Origin of the sequence: Peptacetobacter sp. AB800 (assembly GCF_047807365.1) — a bacterium.
Lineage (GTDB): Bacteria > Bacillota > Clostridia > Peptostreptococcales > Peptostreptococcaceae > Peptacetobacter.
The window spans coordinates 37,629-53,497 of sequence record NZ_JBLOUI010000003.1 but is presented as its reverse complement, the minus strand read 5'-3'; the positions used below and the strand labels follow the sequence as shown (position 1 = coordinate 53,497).

8 protein-coding genes are annotated in these 15,869 nt (G+C 26.9%); all 8 read left to right on the top strand.

Going from position 1 to position 15,869, the window contains the following annotated elements; translation table 11 throughout:
• The first annotated feature begins 62 nt into the window (after positions 1 to 62).
• The 8 genes from ACK2WN_RS02235 (at position 63) to ACK2WN_RS02200 (ending at position 15,855) form a co-directional block, all read left to right on the top strand.
• Positions 63 to 1,889: a phage tail tape measure protein gene (locus ACK2WN_RS02235; protein ID WP_416154707.1), complete on the top strand. Its 1,827-nt coding sequence runs from the start codon at positions 63 to 65 to the stop codon at positions 1,887 to 1,889.
• A 347-nt stretch (positions 1,890 to 2,236) separates the two neighbouring features.
• Entirely contained in the window at positions 2,237 to 7,990 is a 5,754-nt protein-coding gene (locus tag ACK2WN_RS02230) for a hypothetical protein (protein WP_416154706.1), read from the top strand.
• A 28-nt stretch (positions 7,991 to 8,018) separates the two neighbouring features.
• A complete protein-coding gene (locus ACK2WN_RS02225) occupies positions 8,019 to 8,699 on the top strand; it encodes a hypothetical protein (RefSeq protein ID WP_416154705.1) in 681 nt (226 codons plus the stop codon).
• A gap of 89 nt (positions 8,700 to 8,788) precedes the next feature.
• Positions 8,789 to 10,420 (top strand): hypothetical protein, encoded by a 1,632-nt coding sequence (locus ACK2WN_RS02220; RefSeq protein ID WP_416154704.1) that lies wholly within the window; start codon positions 8,789 to 8,791, stop codon positions 10,418 to 10,420.
• 12 nt (positions 10,421 to 10,432) lie between these two features.
• Positions 10,433 to 10,675, top strand: a complete 243-nt coding sequence (locus ACK2WN_RS02215; protein ID WP_416154703.1) for a DUF6275 family protein — start codon at positions 10,433 to 10,435, stop codon at positions 10,673 to 10,675.
• A gap of 30 nt (positions 10,676 to 10,705) precedes the next feature.
• The gene (locus ACK2WN_RS02210) at positions 10,706 to 12,811 is read left to right on the top strand and encodes a hypothetical protein (protein ID WP_416154702.1); all 2,106 of its coding nucleotides are present in this window, start codon (positions 10,706 to 10,708) and stop codon (positions 12,809 to 12,811) included.
• 18 nt (positions 12,812 to 12,829) lie between these two features.
• A complete protein-coding gene (locus ACK2WN_RS02205; RefSeq protein WP_416154701.1) occupies positions 12,830 to 15,643 on the top strand; it encodes a hypothetical protein in 2,814 nt (937 codons plus the stop codon).
• Positions 15,643 to 15,855: a hypothetical protein gene (locus ACK2WN_RS02200; RefSeq protein ID WP_416154700.1), complete on the top strand. Its 213-nt coding sequence runs from the start codon at positions 15,643 to 15,645 to the stop codon at positions 15,853 to 15,855. The genes ACK2WN_RS02205 and ACK2WN_RS02200 overlap by 1 nt, the downstream gene beginning before the upstream one ends.
• Positions 15,856 to 15,869: the final 14 nt, after the last annotated feature.

Here is a 15,869-nt window from a genome sequence, read left to right as displayed (position 1 = left end):
CTTCTTTTTTTGTGTAGTTTTCTATAAATAAAAAGTCAATTTTATTAAAAGGGAGTGGTTGTTTGAGTGCAGAAGAATTTCAAATTAAGACCGAAGTCAAATTAGATACAAGTAAAGCAGAAGCAGAATTAAAGAATTTTACAAATAAGAATGATAAAAAAATACCCGTATCTGTTGATTTAAAGATAAAGAATATTGGTAAAAATTTAAACTCAGATTTAAAATCTATAAGTAAAAAATTAAATCAAAATTTACAAATAAACGCTGATACTATTCAAGGTTTCCAAAAACTTGACAATATATTAAAAAATATAAAAAGTACATTAAATAGTTTAGAGAATAGTTTAGGAAGTTCAAAAATTAATATATTTAATATGGACGGATTGAATCCTAGAATATTTGATGAAAGTATAAATTCTATAGAAAACTATGTAAATAAAATTGAAAATGCAACAAAACGTTTAAATAATGCACAAGATAAAATAAAGAAAAATACTTCAACTAATGAAATAAAACCTGAGGTAGATACAAGTAAAGCCGAAGAACAATTATCTAAATTTGAAAACAGAATGGAAGTATTAAGACATAAATTCAATAATTTAGATATAAAAATTGTTGGTTCTAATAATATAGAAAGTATAAATCAACAAATAGATGGTATTATAAATAAAGCTAAAACTAATTTATCTAATGGCTTAAAAATTAATACACCTGAAGTAGATTTAGATGTTAAAAATTTAAGAGAACAACTTAATTTATTAAAAAAGATACAAACTCAATATAATAATTTTAATAACATTAGAATGAATTTAAGTCCTGAAATAGATACAAGTTCTTTGAAGGAAGTTGATGATGCCTTTGAAGATGTTTTCAGAAGAATAACTAATATGAAGGACTTAAATTTAGATTTAAATGTAGATGGATTATTAAGTTCTATAAAAAATTTAAATAGTGAATTAAAACAAACTAATACTGATTTTTTAGGTATAAAGAAAATTGCTAGTGATTTTAGAAATGAAGTTGCTTCTTATTCTATTGGTGAGGTATTAGGTGATGCAACAGCAGATTTTGCTAGAAGTATAGGTCAATCTTATATAGAATTAGATAGGTCTATGAGAGAAATTAAAAAAGTTGCACAACCTAGCGATATAGATACTAAATCAGAATTAAATGCTATTAGAAAAGAAGCTATAGGGATAGCTAAAGATGTTGGTATGGCATCATCAGATGTTCAAAATGCTATAGGTTCAGCACTTCAAGCAGGTATAGGTGGTATGAAAGAATCTATAGAAGTTGCTAAACAATCTATGATATTAGCAAATGTTGGTGATATGACACAAGATTCTGCATCTAAAGCTATAAATACGGTTGTTAAATCTTTCGATTTGAATCCATTGAAATCCTATCAAGTAGCAGTTAATGGAACGATTAAGAAAACTACTGAATTAAAAAATGCAATGGATATGATGAACTTTGCAGGTAATAATTATGCGATTGGTACAGATGGTATAGCAGAAGCTATGAAACGTGGTGGTGCTGTATTATCTACATATAATGTATCTTTAGCAGATTCTATAGGTTTAATAACTGCAACAAATGAAGCACTACAAGACCCTGCAAGAGTAGGTAATGGTTTAAAAACTATTGCAATAAATTTAGCAGGTATGAAAGCAAGTGCAAAAGATGGTTCATTAGATATGAACAAAACAGCTATGGCATTAAAACAAATAGCTGATGTAGATATTTATTCAGATAAAAAAAATGGTGAACTTAAAAATATGGTTCAGATTCTTGATGAAGTTCAAGGTAAATGGAAAACTATGTCTGATGCTGAACAAAAAGCTTTATCAGAAGCAATAGCCGGTAAGATATTTGTTGCCAATCAATAAAGAGATTTATTGATGAATGGTGGGGTGTGTCGGTCAACTAGATTATAAAATCAAGGTGGTAAGAGAGCCTAAGTCCTAAAAGGATATGGTAATACCGAGGGTTGTAATATCTAATACAATCTGTAACGCATAGGTACTGACCGTTATAATGAAAGGAATAATGTACCCAAGAGCCTCCACCACGATATATTAAAGATATATCACTTATAGAGGTGGCTACTATAAGTCCTAACGTAATACGAGGGTGAAAATATATGCTTGTCTTATAAGAAATTATAAGAAGTAATAGGATAAAAAACCTATGAAGTAAAATAACGAAACAACAAGCCACAGTTTTCCAATCTTTAATGCAAAACTATGATGCTTTTAAAGAAATACAACAAAGATTTGCAAGTGGTGAACATTTCCAATCAGCACAAAAGGAAAATGAACAATATGTAAATTCACTAGATGGTAAATTAAATAAATTAAAAGAAACTTGGGTAGATACTTTTTCTACAATAGTTAATTCTGATTTTGCTTATGGAGCATTAGATGGTTTAATTGCAATATCAGAAGCTATTAATAAAATAGTAAATGCCTTATCTAAAATAAAAGGTGGCTTAACAGGTGGTTTATTTGCTACCATATCAATGCTTAAAAATATACCAAAAGCATTTGGTCTAGAAGAAAAAAATCCTATAAGTCAAATTAAAAACTTAGACAATATAAAATCACAATTAGAAGAATTAAAAACATATATGTCTAATACAGCAACATCTACAGAAACAGATTCTGAGAGAATTAGAAATGCTACAGAGAACGCTACAAATGTAGATATAGATAATGAAACTGAAAGAAGAAATACACCTGAAACTTCTGTAGAAACTGTTATGGAAGATTTAAGCGAAAATTCCAGACAACAAGGTATTGAAATAGGTACTGAAACAATAGAAGGCATTAGTGAGGGTATTGAGAGAAATAATAGAGATATAGAAACTCAATCAAGAAATATAGGCAACAGATTCTCTCAAGGATTCGGTAATGCAGTAGAAAAAGGTAAAGAGAAAATAACAGGTTTTAAAGAAAGCATAAAATCTGTAGGTTCTTCTTTAGTTTCTATTGGTAAAGATGCTTTAATGTCTTTCGGTGTAGGAATGGCTTTAGAATTAGGTGCTAGAGCAGTATATGGCTTATATGATTCTATAGCACATAAATATGAAAATCAGAAACAAGCTATACAAGAAAAAACAGAAGCTATAAAACAAGAAAGTCAAGCACATAAAAGTAATCTTAATTGGATGCAACAAAATGCTAATAGATATGATGAATTAATTAAAAAAGAACAACAATATAATAAAATAGATAAATCTCAATGGTCTAATAGTCAAAAAGCCGAAATGGAAGAACTAATGGGAATGAAACAAGAATTAGCTGAAATGTTCCCTGAATTAGTTGCAGGTTATGATGAAATGGGTAATCCTATTATTGCTATGACGGATAGTATGCAAGGTTTAATTAATAAGACTAAAGAACAAATAGCCTTATTAGAATCTCAAAGAAAACAACAAGCTATAAGTTTAGGTGATAGTGCAAGAGAAGAATTGCATAAAAAAAATATAGTAGGAGTAACTCAAGAAAGTAAAACACAAGATAATTATGATTCTATGATTAATAGTGCAAAAGAATTACATAATTTAAGTGTTTTAAATTCAACTGATGTAGATTCATATTTTGATAAACGAACTAAACTACAAAACCAACTAACTGATTCTCAAAAGAAATTTAATGAAGAATATCAAAAAACAGCACAATTAGAAAATGAAATACAATCAGGACAACTAGCAAAATTTCAAAATCAAGGAAATTATCAAAAGCTACAAGCAGACCGGCAAGGTAATATCAATAATTTAATTTCTTCTTTAGATTGGGGAGAATTGAATGATAGTGAACTTAGTGAATGGCAAGTTGGAATAGACAAAATAATTAACCAATATCCACAATTAGGTAAAGGTGCTAATGATATAATAAATAAATTAAATGATGTTAATTCAGCATTTGCTGGTAATAAAATAGGTACATCAGATTATATTAAACAAATTGATTCTTTATCTAGACAATTTTCAAAATTAACTGGTATAGATTACAATACTGTAAAAAAAGGCTTTACGCAAATGTTTACAGGTTTTGATGAAAAAGCACAGGGCAGAATTAATTTATTAAAAGCATTTAATAAAGAATTAAAAGATGTGGAAACAGATGCTATAGCAAAAAGTTTAGTAGACCAATATGATGATGCTATAAAATTAGATGATTTAATAGCAGAAGGTAATGTTGATACAATTCTTAAATTCACAAAGAGTGGAAATTCTTTATCACAAGAAGTTAATGATTATGTTGCAAATGCTGTAAAAGATGGTAATTTAAGCGATATAGAAAAGACAGTAACTATTTTCTTAAATGAAGTTGTAAAACACGGTGGTGTGGCAAATCAAAAAGATTCAGATTATCTCCAAAAAATATTAGATGGAGATATAAGTGAAAAAGAAATAACAGTTGGAATTAAAATGGCTGATGGAACAGAATATACAGCTGAACAATTAAAACAATTAGTTGGTATTAATGATTTAGAGGGTATTAAAGGTACTCAAGGAGAAATCAAGGTTGCAGATATCTTTAATACGGATGGGCTTGAAGAAAAGAAAAATCTTATTAATAATGCTTTTAAAGAAATAACATTTGGTGCAACTAGAAAAGAAGCATTTGAAGGAATTAAAAATTCTTCTTTAAGTACAAAAACAGAAATAGATTCGTTAGCACAAGCTGTTAGTAAAATACCTGAATCAAAAAGAACTAATTTTGTATCTAATTATGCAGATGCTTTTAAGGGTGTAGAAAATATGGAAGAAGGTATTAAAAACCTTCCTGATGAAGCAAAATTAGTATATAATATAGGTATAGAAAATGGTAGTGATTTAGAGAATTTACAAAAAGAGTTAGATTCTTTAAAAGGTAAAGCAGGACAAAAAATTACTACTTATTTAGAATTACAACAAATAGGTGTAGAAGATTTTGAAGCTTTTGTAAATTTAGATGATACCCATAAGCAAATACTTATAGATTATTTAGAAAATAATCCTATGAGTGCTGAATTATTTAAACAATTAGTTACTGAATATCCAGACCAAATAGATAAATATATAAATATATTAACTGATAGTGGATTAACAGAAGAAGAAATATCTAAAATTAAATCTGTAGATGAATTAATTGAAAAGTTACCACCTGAAGCTCAATCTAAGGTTAAATTATTAGTAGATGATTCTGAAAAGAAAAAATTAGAAGAACCAACTACTAGTGGAGAAGTAAAAGTTACTAAAAAGATAGATAAACAAGGTAATACTAAAGCTAATATAGATACAAAAGATGCTTCAAAAGCTATAGATAATTTAAATAGTAAAATTCAAAAATTAAAAAGTAAAAAAATTACTATTACTGTAGCAACACAAACAGCTCGGAAAAATATTAGTGGTTTAATTACAAGAATTAATCAAGTTAATACTGCATTAAATAGTATTAAAGGTAAGACTATAACTGTTAATACTGCTCAAGCTCGGCAAAATATAAGTGGCTTAATAAGAAAAGTAGAAGAATTTAATTCTAAAGTAGGAAATAAAACTGTCACTTTTAGTTCTAACACAGCACAAGCTAGTAAAAACATTACAGGATTAATAAAAAATGCTGAAAGATATAAAGGTAAGACGTACCACGCTAGTTTTATTGCCCATACTGCTCAAGCATACCAAAAGATAACAGCTTTAATTTCTAAATGTAAAGCATATGGTGGTAAAACATATCACGCTAGTTTTATTGCCCATACTGCACACGCATATTCAAAAATTAGTGCATTAGTAAGCAAAGCTCAATCTTATGGTGGAAGAACATTCCATGCTAGTATGACAGTTACAAAGAATATTATTACTAATACTAAACCTAGTGGAAAGCCACAGAAAAGTATTGATAATATAACTAGAACTGTTACAACTACTTATGATAATGAAGGTATAATGCCTATAGATGAACCTAATGCTATAGACGATTCTCAAGTTGTTAATGTAAATACTAGAGCAAGTTCTTCTAAAGATAATGAAAAAGAAGTAAAAAAACGGACAGAACCTCTTAAAGAAGCATCTATGTTAATGCACGAAATGATAAATAAAATTATCAAAGATACAGTAGGACGGACAGAAAAGTTAAGTAATATTATAAAACAAGGAACTACTGTTGTATTAACATCTATTACTAATAATGTAAAAGATATATTAGATGCTTTAAAATTTGATATTAATAGATTACAAGAATTAGATAATACTATTGCTAGGATATCTCATAGTATAGAAGTATTAGATAAGAGATTGGATAATAGTGTTGGTAGTGAAAGGATATCATTTTTACAAAGACAAAATACTGAGTTAAAGAAAAGAATAAAACTTAATGAAGAACTTCTTAAACAAAAGAAAAAAGAAAAAGATATCTATAAACAAGAATTAAAGAAAAAAGGTATCAAATTTACAAAAGATGATAATATTCAAAACTACGAAGAAACTATGCTGAAATTAAAAAGAGAGATGGAAAAGCTTGATGAAGCAAGTGAAAAAGCATCCGAAAAAGAAAGTAAGCGTAATGAAAAACGTAAAAAAGAAATAGAAGAACTTATCAAATTAATGGAAGCCTTTAACAAAATTGTTTATGGGGATATTTTTGATATAGAAAGTTCTATAGTAGAGGATTCTAATCAAATAGAAGAAAACGAATTAGAAATTAAACAAATAGAATATGAAAAATGGGTAGTTGGTTTAGAATCAGCATTTAAAAATGTTAACAAAGAATTACAAAAATTAACTAACCAATTAGATATGCTAGATGTTAAAATGGAACACGCTTGGGGTAAAGAAAAATTAGATTTAATGCAAAAACAAATAGATTTAATCAAACAAAGTCAAAGTGCTTTAAGAGATAATTTAACTGTTATGCAATCTGCACAAAATTCAGCAAAAGAAAAACTTATAGAATATGGTTTCAAGTTTAATTCTAATGGCGATATAGAAAACTTTGTTGAACAAATGAATCATTTAAAAGATACTTCTAAAGAATTTGATACTATTCAAGGTTTAGTAGATGGATATTTTGATTTATATTTAGAACAAATTCCTGAAGCTGAAAGAGAATTAGCTGAGTTTACAAATCAAATAAAAGATATCTATAAAGAACAGCTTAATGCTACCAAAGAGCTTGAAGATAAAATTATAGATATGTATAAAAAACAACTCGAAGAACGTAAAAAACTAATCGATGAAGAATTAGAAAAAAGACTAGATGCACTTAAAAAAGAACAAGATGCTTATAAACGTGCTAGAGAAGAACAAAATTATAAAAATGATTTTAATGAACAAGCTGATAAAGTAAAAGAGCTTGAAAAACAAATTGAATACGCTAGAAAAGATACTTCTTTAACAGGACAGAAAAAACTTAAAGAATTATTAAAGCAGTTAGAAGAAGAAAAGAAAAAACTTGATGAAATTACTCAAGATAGAATAGACCAACAAGTTGATAACGCTTTTAAAGATGAAGAAGATAGACTTGAACAAGGTGCAGAAGATGAAAAAGATAGATTAGATAAAGAATTCTCTGATGAAGAACTTCTTAAAAAGGCTCAAGAAGCAATTAAGAATGGACTGTTTATAGGTATAGACGGTGAAGTTAAAAATTTACAAAGTGCTTTACTTGAATATATAGATAAATGGGAAGAAGGTCTTTCAGCTACTGGAGCAATAATAAAATCAGAATGGATAACTAATCTTGAAATTGCTACAGATGTTGCAGGTAAATTATCTAATATATTAGATAACATTGGTTTAGGAAGTCTTAATACTAATGATGTTTACACTAAGAGTGGTAGAAATGTAGAAACGAATAGTAGAAATTTAGGTACTTCTATAAATTATAATGAACCATTAGTTGTTGTTCAAGGTAATGTAGATAACAATAATATAAAACAAATTGAACGTACTATTAATGAAGCTATAGATAGAAATAACAGAGAAATTTTAAGAAAAATATAGTCTATTTGTTGTTAATATTGGAGGAGTTATGAATAAAAAAAATATATTTATAATATTAACAATAATAATACTTTTTATAGGTGGATTATTTTTGTTTAAATCTACAAAATCTAATGAAAATTTTTGTTATAATATAGACTGGAATGACAATATAAAAGAATTAAGAAATAAAATGACAGAAATGAAATTTTATGATTATGAAAATAAAGAAAAAAGACCTGTTAGTGGTGATGAGGTGTCTAATGATAATAGAAGTTCTCGTATTAATATAAGATATATAAAAGCCAATTCACCATCATTAAGTTTAGATGATATACCTTTAGAATGGTATCGATGTATAGGTTTTTTTGACGATAAAGAAAATATAACTTATTTAGAAGAAACTTATCGTGCAGTTGATTATAATTTTGACGAGAATCTTACCGAATACGAACGGTATGAAAAATCATATAGAGATTTAGAAGATATATATGATTCAATAATTTTAAGTTTAGAGGATAATGGTGCAGAATATATTGAAGAAAAATTTGATAGTACGGGTTTAAATTCTGAAGGTTTATTATATAAATTTAAAGACCATTATCTTTTAGTTAGAAAATTTGATGATGAATATTTAAGAGTTGAAGTAGAACACTATAATCCTAAATATACAAAAAAAGAAGTATTAAAAGGCACTTGGTTTGCAGATACAAAAAATAGTGATATATAAATTAAAAGAGCTACCTTTTTGTCAGGTAGTTCTTTTTATTATAAATAAAGTAGGTGGTAATTATAGAAAACAAATTATATTTAAAAGAAATGAAAAAAGATTATTCTTATATATTAACTAATACATCAGGAAAAGTAATTGGAATGATACCACCACAATATGTAGATTTTCTTACTAGAAAATTAGATGATATAGATGAATTACAATTAACTATTCCTAAGTATATAGAAAATAGAATAACATTTGAAAAAGAAGAATATTTTTTGTATAAAGAAATATTAAATGAAAGAGTAATTTTATTGAATAATGAAGCTTTTATAATAAAGGATATCCAAGATAAAGGTGAAGATTATTTAGTAATAACTGCTTTTTCTAAAGAAATTAAACTACAAAAAATAGATATTAAATTTGAAGAAGCATATGTAAGATTATTCACAGCTAATCTTGATGATAATATATTTTCTTTAAATGATTTACTCTATGAACAAACAGGTTGGAGAGTTGGTTATGTAGAAGAAAATATAGCTTATACTATTACAACTAATGAAGATGGGAGTATAAATAAAGAAGAAAATATAAGGTGGCAAGATAGCGTAAATACAAATTGGTATGATTATTTACATAAAACTATAGCAGAACAATTTAATGCTTTTATATTTTTTAATACATCAAATAAAACTATAAACTTATATAGTGAGAAAAATTATGGTGAAAGATTAGGTTTATACTTAGCTAAAGACCAATATATTACAGAAATAACTAAAAAAACTGATAGTAGTGATATAACAACTAGGCTTGAATTAATAGGTGATGAAGAAATGGATATTGTTGGTGCTACTGTTACAGGATATTCATTTTTAGAAAATTTCTCTTATTATATAGAGAATAGAGAAATGAGTGATGAATTAATAGATGCTTTAGCATTATATTACAAAATGGTAGAAATAAGAACGCCTGAATGGAATGAATTACAAAAGGTAAAATTAGAAAAACAATCTTTATTATATGATAAACAAAGAGATTTTGCTAATATAGAAGCCAATATTATAGCTTGTGATTCTATGATTAAAAGTTACAATGCTGTTAAAGATTCTGTAAATGAAGCATTATGGGTTACTAAAAAAGCTGAATATATAGACCAAGAAACAATATATAAAAATGAAATTAAAAAATTGCAAGATGAGATAGCATTGTTAGATGAAGCTATACTTAATATTACATTATTATGTAAAAAAGAAACAGCAACAGATGAAAACGGAAAATTAATATTTACAACAACATTATTAGATGAATTAAAAGAATTTGTATCTACGGACACATATCAAGAAGATTCTTTTCTAAGAGTAGAGGACTTTATAGAAGCAGGGAAACTTAAACTTGAGAAAATATGTAGACCTACAAATTCTTTTTCTATATCTGTAATTAATTTTATGGCTAGATTATTAGACAATGATTTTAGAAAACATTGGAATGGTGTTATTGGATTAGGTGACATAATTATATTATATGATAAAGAAACAAAACACGAAGAACTCATATTCTTAACAGAATATACCCAAGATTTTTCTGAAAACGAATTATCTTTAACATTATCTAATAAAAAGAAATCTAGTGATAATGCAAGAGATATTGCAGATTTATTAAGAGATGCTAAATATACTGCAAGAAGTTTAAATGCTAAAAACTATTTATTAATGAGAGAAAAATACAATAAATTATAAGAGGTGTTTAATATGAACGAAAAAATATTTATAGAAAAAGCAAGAGAACTAGTTTACGAATATACAAATGATAATAGAATATCTGTAGATGATGTTTATGTTGTTTGGAGTTGTAAAACTCTACAAAATAACAAAGCATTATTATCAACACCAATAGAAGATGGTATGTATTATGAAATTACATATAATGGCGATAAGAATGAAATATATTTTGATGCTTATAAAAAAGTATTAAACAAAAAAGTAGATTTATAAAAATAACAATTTTAATGAGAGGTGATTTAATTGGGAGTATTTGATAATTCACCTACATCGCATTATATAAGATTAACGGGAATTATCGTAACTTATAATGATAAGATATATAATGTAGAAGATTTTTACACAGATAAAAAATATATTTATTGGGAAGCAGATAACCCTTATGTTTTAAAAGCAGATAATCTTTTACTCAATACAAGTTTAAGAAGATTTTTAATAATGCTTAATGATAAAGGTATGTCGCAACCCGTAGAAAGTCCCGTAGAGGGATTTACAGTTTCTTATGATGGTAACTCTATTGAAAATATCAGAAAAGATATAATTGGTATCCACGATAGTGATGAAATTATGGGAGATAGAGTTACAGCAATAGAAATAGATGTTGAAGGAATACATACTACTGTAGGTAAATGGGATGAAAAAGACGGAAGTATAACTGAAAGCATTACTCAAATAAAACAAAATGCAGATAGTATAAGATTATCCTTAGAGAAAACTCAAAAGGAATTTTCTGATAATACAGAATTAGTACTTTTAAGAGAAAGGTTAAATAAATCTTTTATAGATTTAACTGCAAGTCTAGGTATTGCTAAAGGTGATTTTACAGACTTTTTCCACGATACTATTATAGAACAAGAAGTTGAAAAGCCTAAAATACTTACGCATTTAGAAGTGTTAAAAAATAAAGAAGCTAAATTATATTTAGAATTAGATACTGTTATTGCTTTAGTTGAAGCACAAGGACAAACAGAAAGTCTTAATGCAATAAAGCAAGGAAAAACATTATTAACAAATTCTATGAAAAATTTATATGATATGACAGAAACAATAATATCAGATGGAACTATTGTGCCTTCTGAAGATGTTACTGTTGTTACCTTATTCGGTAAATGTGAATTTGCAATAACTTCTTTAAAAAGAACATTAGATGATATAGTGTTCTTAGGTTCAGGAGGTATGCTAACAGAATATATAGCTGATATATATTATACTGTTAATGGTGTTAAAGAAACATTTACTGAAACCATAACAAATATGAAAAATCAAACAAGTATTTTAAAAGCTGAGTTCCAACAACAAGTTAATGATGTTACTAATGCTTTAAATACTTACAAAGATTATGTTAGTAATGCTTTGAAAGATGGAATAATTGACGAAGCAGAGAAAAAAATAATGAAACAAAGACTTGATGAGTTGGAGAAAGAGAAAAAAGATATAACTTATCAGTACGATAAATATAAAGCTGACCCAATGATTTCAGATGTAAGCAGAGCAACATTAACTAAAGATTATGAAGATTATATTAATAAACACGAAACATTAATTCAAACCGTAGAAGATGTTATATCAGATAATATGACAGATGATGCAGAAAAACTTAGAGTTGATACTGCATTTACAAATTATGCTACTTCTTTAAACAATTTTAAAACTACTATGGATAAAACTATAGATGAGTTAAATAAGAACAAATATAATCAAGCTATTGAAGAAGCTAAAAAGAATACAGAAAAAGAATTGAATGATGTTAGAAATGAATTAGATAATCTTAATAATGAAATGAATACTACTTTCAAAGATAATGTGATAGATGAAACTGAAAGAAGAAATATTGAATTAGATATGCAAAATATTGAAAAAGAAAAAGTAGATATTGATAATCAGTTTCAATTATATTACAATAACAAATCTCTTGACGGACAAAAGAAAACTGATTTTAAAAATGCTTATGATACTTATATTACTGATTATAATGCTTTACAGAAATTAGTTCAAGGAATTTTAGCCAAACAAGAATTAGTTACTGAAAAAGATAAAGATGATATAAAAAATGCAAAAGAAAAATTATTTGCAAGTTTAAATTTATTCTTAGATAATGCTAAAAAAGTAGTTGAATATATTAATACAAAAGAAAATGATGCTCTTAAAAATGAAATGAATAATGAGTTCGGCGATGTTAATAACGCACTTGGAGCATTAAAAGATGAAATGAACACTTCATTTAAGGACGGAGTATTAGATGAAGTTGAAATAAAAAGTCTAAATGATAGACTACTTCAAATTGAAAAGGAAAAGAAAGAAGTAGATGAAGTATATAATGAGATATACAATAACCCACATTTAATATAAGAGAGGTGATATGAATAAATGGCTTGGAGTATTAAAAATATTGAAAACCAAGTAAGTAATGTTGAGGGTGCTTATACATTAACTTATGCTATTGAAGGTATGCCAACAATTAAGAAACACGAATTAAGTACTAACAATGGTGTATTTTATAAAGAGATAACCCCAGTTGGAAACTTAACGGGATTCTCAGTTAATGTAGAAGCTACTTCAGAATTAAAGAACTGTTATATACGATGCACAGATTCTGAAGGACATTCTCAAACTTCAAATTTATTTACAGTACAATTTGTATCGCCATCTTCAAATAACCCACCAACAATAAGCAACATAAAAATACAAAATGTAAATCAAAGTGGTGTATATCAAATTGTATATGAAGCTACTGATGATAGTAGCAAAGATTTAACTCATTATCTTAAAATAGATAATGAAGGTTATAAACAAATTACACCTATTAAATCTGAAAATACTTATACTTATAATGGTACAAGTTTATCAAATGGAACTCACGTTTGTAATTTAAAAGTTTCTGATGGAAGTGTTGAAACAGAATCTTCTGTATTTCAAATAATTATACCTAAGATAGTAAATACCCCACCAAAAATATCTGAGGTAACAGTTGAAGAAACAAGTTATAAAGGTAGATTCAGAATATCTTATACTGCAACAGATATTGATAAAACAGATTTAATAACACACAAATTAAAAATTGATACAAATGAATATGAAATTATCAAACCAATATCGGTAGATAATAAATATGTATATAATGGATTAGGTTTAACAGAAGGTACACACGAAGGAATTATACAAATTTCTGATGGTGTAAATGAAGTTAATTCTAGTCCATTTTCTATTGTAATAAATGCTCAAGAGGGTGTTGGACTTAAACAACAACTTTCAGAAGCTAAAGGTCATTATGATACTTCTTACAATTCTTTAATGACAACTGTTAGAGATGTTATAGATAAAATGACTAATGATAAACAATATGACAATAGCATAGGTGCTAATTTAGTTGAACAAGCATATAAAGATTATACTGACAAATCTGTTAAGTTAAAAGATATATCTCAACAAGCAATAGATTTAATAGGAAGTAAAAAAACTTCTGATGCAAAAGAAAATTTAGCTAAAGAGATAGGTGATTTAACAAATTCTTTAGGTTCTTTAGACCAATCAATGAACGATGTATTTAAAGATGGAATATTAACAGAAGCAGAGAAAATAACCATTAGACAACATTTACAATCTCTATCTTTAGAAAAAGTAGATGTTGATAATCAATACAATTCTATATTAGGTAAATTTAATAAGACAGATTTAGATTATGCCGAAAAAGGTGTTTACCCACCAGTTACTGTAGAAGGTACTAGTTCTAAATATCCTGATAAAAAGTGGTATTTAAAAGTATATAAAGATTTTCAAAGTGCTTATGAAAGTTATTCTAAGAAATATGAAAATTTAATACTTATTATAGATTATATTCTTAAAAAAGATGGAATACTAGACGATATTGATAAAAATAAAAAAAATAAAGCATTTGAAGAATATACTCTTGCGATAGGAGAATATTCTAAACAAGCAAGTTTGGCTATAGAAGCTATAGGAAGAAATGAAACCGAAAATAATGAAACATTAATTCAAACTTTTAAAGGTGAATATGTTAGAACTAATAGAGAAAATAGTGCTAAATTAACTGCACTAACTCAAACTACGAATGGCTTAACTGAACAAGTTTCTGAATTTAAACAAACAGCTGATAGAATACAAACACAAGTTACTCAAAATACAAATGGTTTAGCTAAACAACAATCAACTATAACTCAATTATCTAATGAAATAAAATTAGCTGTTACAGAAGGTGAATTTGGCTCTTTAATTAGGCAAAATGCAAATAGTATAGTTATAGGTTTACAAAATCAAGGAATACTACAAACGAATTTTGAAGTAAATGGTAAATATGGAACTCTTTGGAATGGATTTTTAGCTTGTGATAAATTAACTTCTCCACCAGGTCATTATCCTATTATAAGTTTATTTGGAGATTCAGCTAATGGTAACTGTGCTATAGACGCTACAAATGAAAATCATACTGGTTGGGGTGATTCTATAAGACTTCAATGGGATAGAAGTAATTATATAAGGGTTTCAACAAATTGGTTTGCTGTATATCAATCAGGATATGGTAGTGGTAGAGCTAGAATATTTGAAATTACAAATGATGCAATACAATTTCGTGGTGACAATATAGTTACTTATAATGCTAATGGTAAATATCTAAATGCTTACCAAGTTACCGTAAACTCTATAGGCGATAATGGTAGAGGTGCTATATTAATGAGAAGTGATTTAGATGGTCATAGTAAATCTTTGGGTTCATCAAGTAGTAAATGGAGTGAAGCATACGCAACTACTTTTTATGGAAAAATGAGTAGTTCTTCGGATATAAACCTAAAGGAGAATATACATTACCTAAACAACAATAAAGATAATGGGGATAAATTGCTTATAGAAAATACTATAACAACAAATGATTTATATAACTTTGTAAAGAAAGACCTTAAATTAACAACATATAACTATAATGAGAAATATTATGGAGATTTATATGATGCTCAGAATGTAGATACTGAATTAGGTTTTGTAGCTCAAGATATAACTGGTACTAGTGTAGAGAACTTAGTGTTAAGAAAAGATGATGCAGATAATTTAGCTTATAGTCTTAATGGTTATGTATCAGTACTTGCAGGAGCATTACAAGTAGCAATAAACAAAATAGAAACTTTAGAAACAGAAATAAATAATCTTAAAAATGGAGGAAATCAATAATGGAATTAGATTACAAGAGATTACACGAAACAACAGTAAGGGAATTAGTACAGAAAACTGAACAAAGTTTAATGTACGAAACTTTAGCTATGCAATTAGATGAAGAAAAAAGAAAATTAGAAAATGCTATAACTGAAAAAGATACAGAAATAGCTAGATTAAAAAAAGAATTAGAAGATAAGGAATTACTAGAAACTGATATACAAGAATAATAAAGGGGTGATTT

Coding starts and splice junctions, on each gene's coding strand:
- ACK2WN_RS02205 (WP_416154701.1), top strand. CDS start 12,830: ATGGCTTGGAGTATTAAAAATATTGAAAACCAAGTAAGTAATGTTGAG.
- ACK2WN_RS02200 (WP_416154700.1), top strand. CDS start 15,643: ATGGAATTAGATTACAAGAGATTACACGAAACAACAGTAAGGGAATTA.
- ACK2WN_RS02225 (WP_416154705.1), top strand. CDS start 8,019: ATGAATAAAAAAAATATATTTATAATATTAACAATAATAATACTTTTT.
- ACK2WN_RS02230 (WP_416154706.1), top strand. CDS start 2,237: ATGCAAAACTATGATGCTTTTAAAGAAATACAACAAAGATTTGCAAGT.
- ACK2WN_RS02220 (WP_416154704.1), top strand. CDS start 8,789: ATGAAAAAAGATTATTCTTATATATTAACTAATACATCAGGAAAAGTA.
- ACK2WN_RS02215 (WP_416154703.1), top strand. CDS start 10,433: ATGAACGAAAAAATATTTATAGAAAAAGCAAGAGAACTAGTTTACGAA.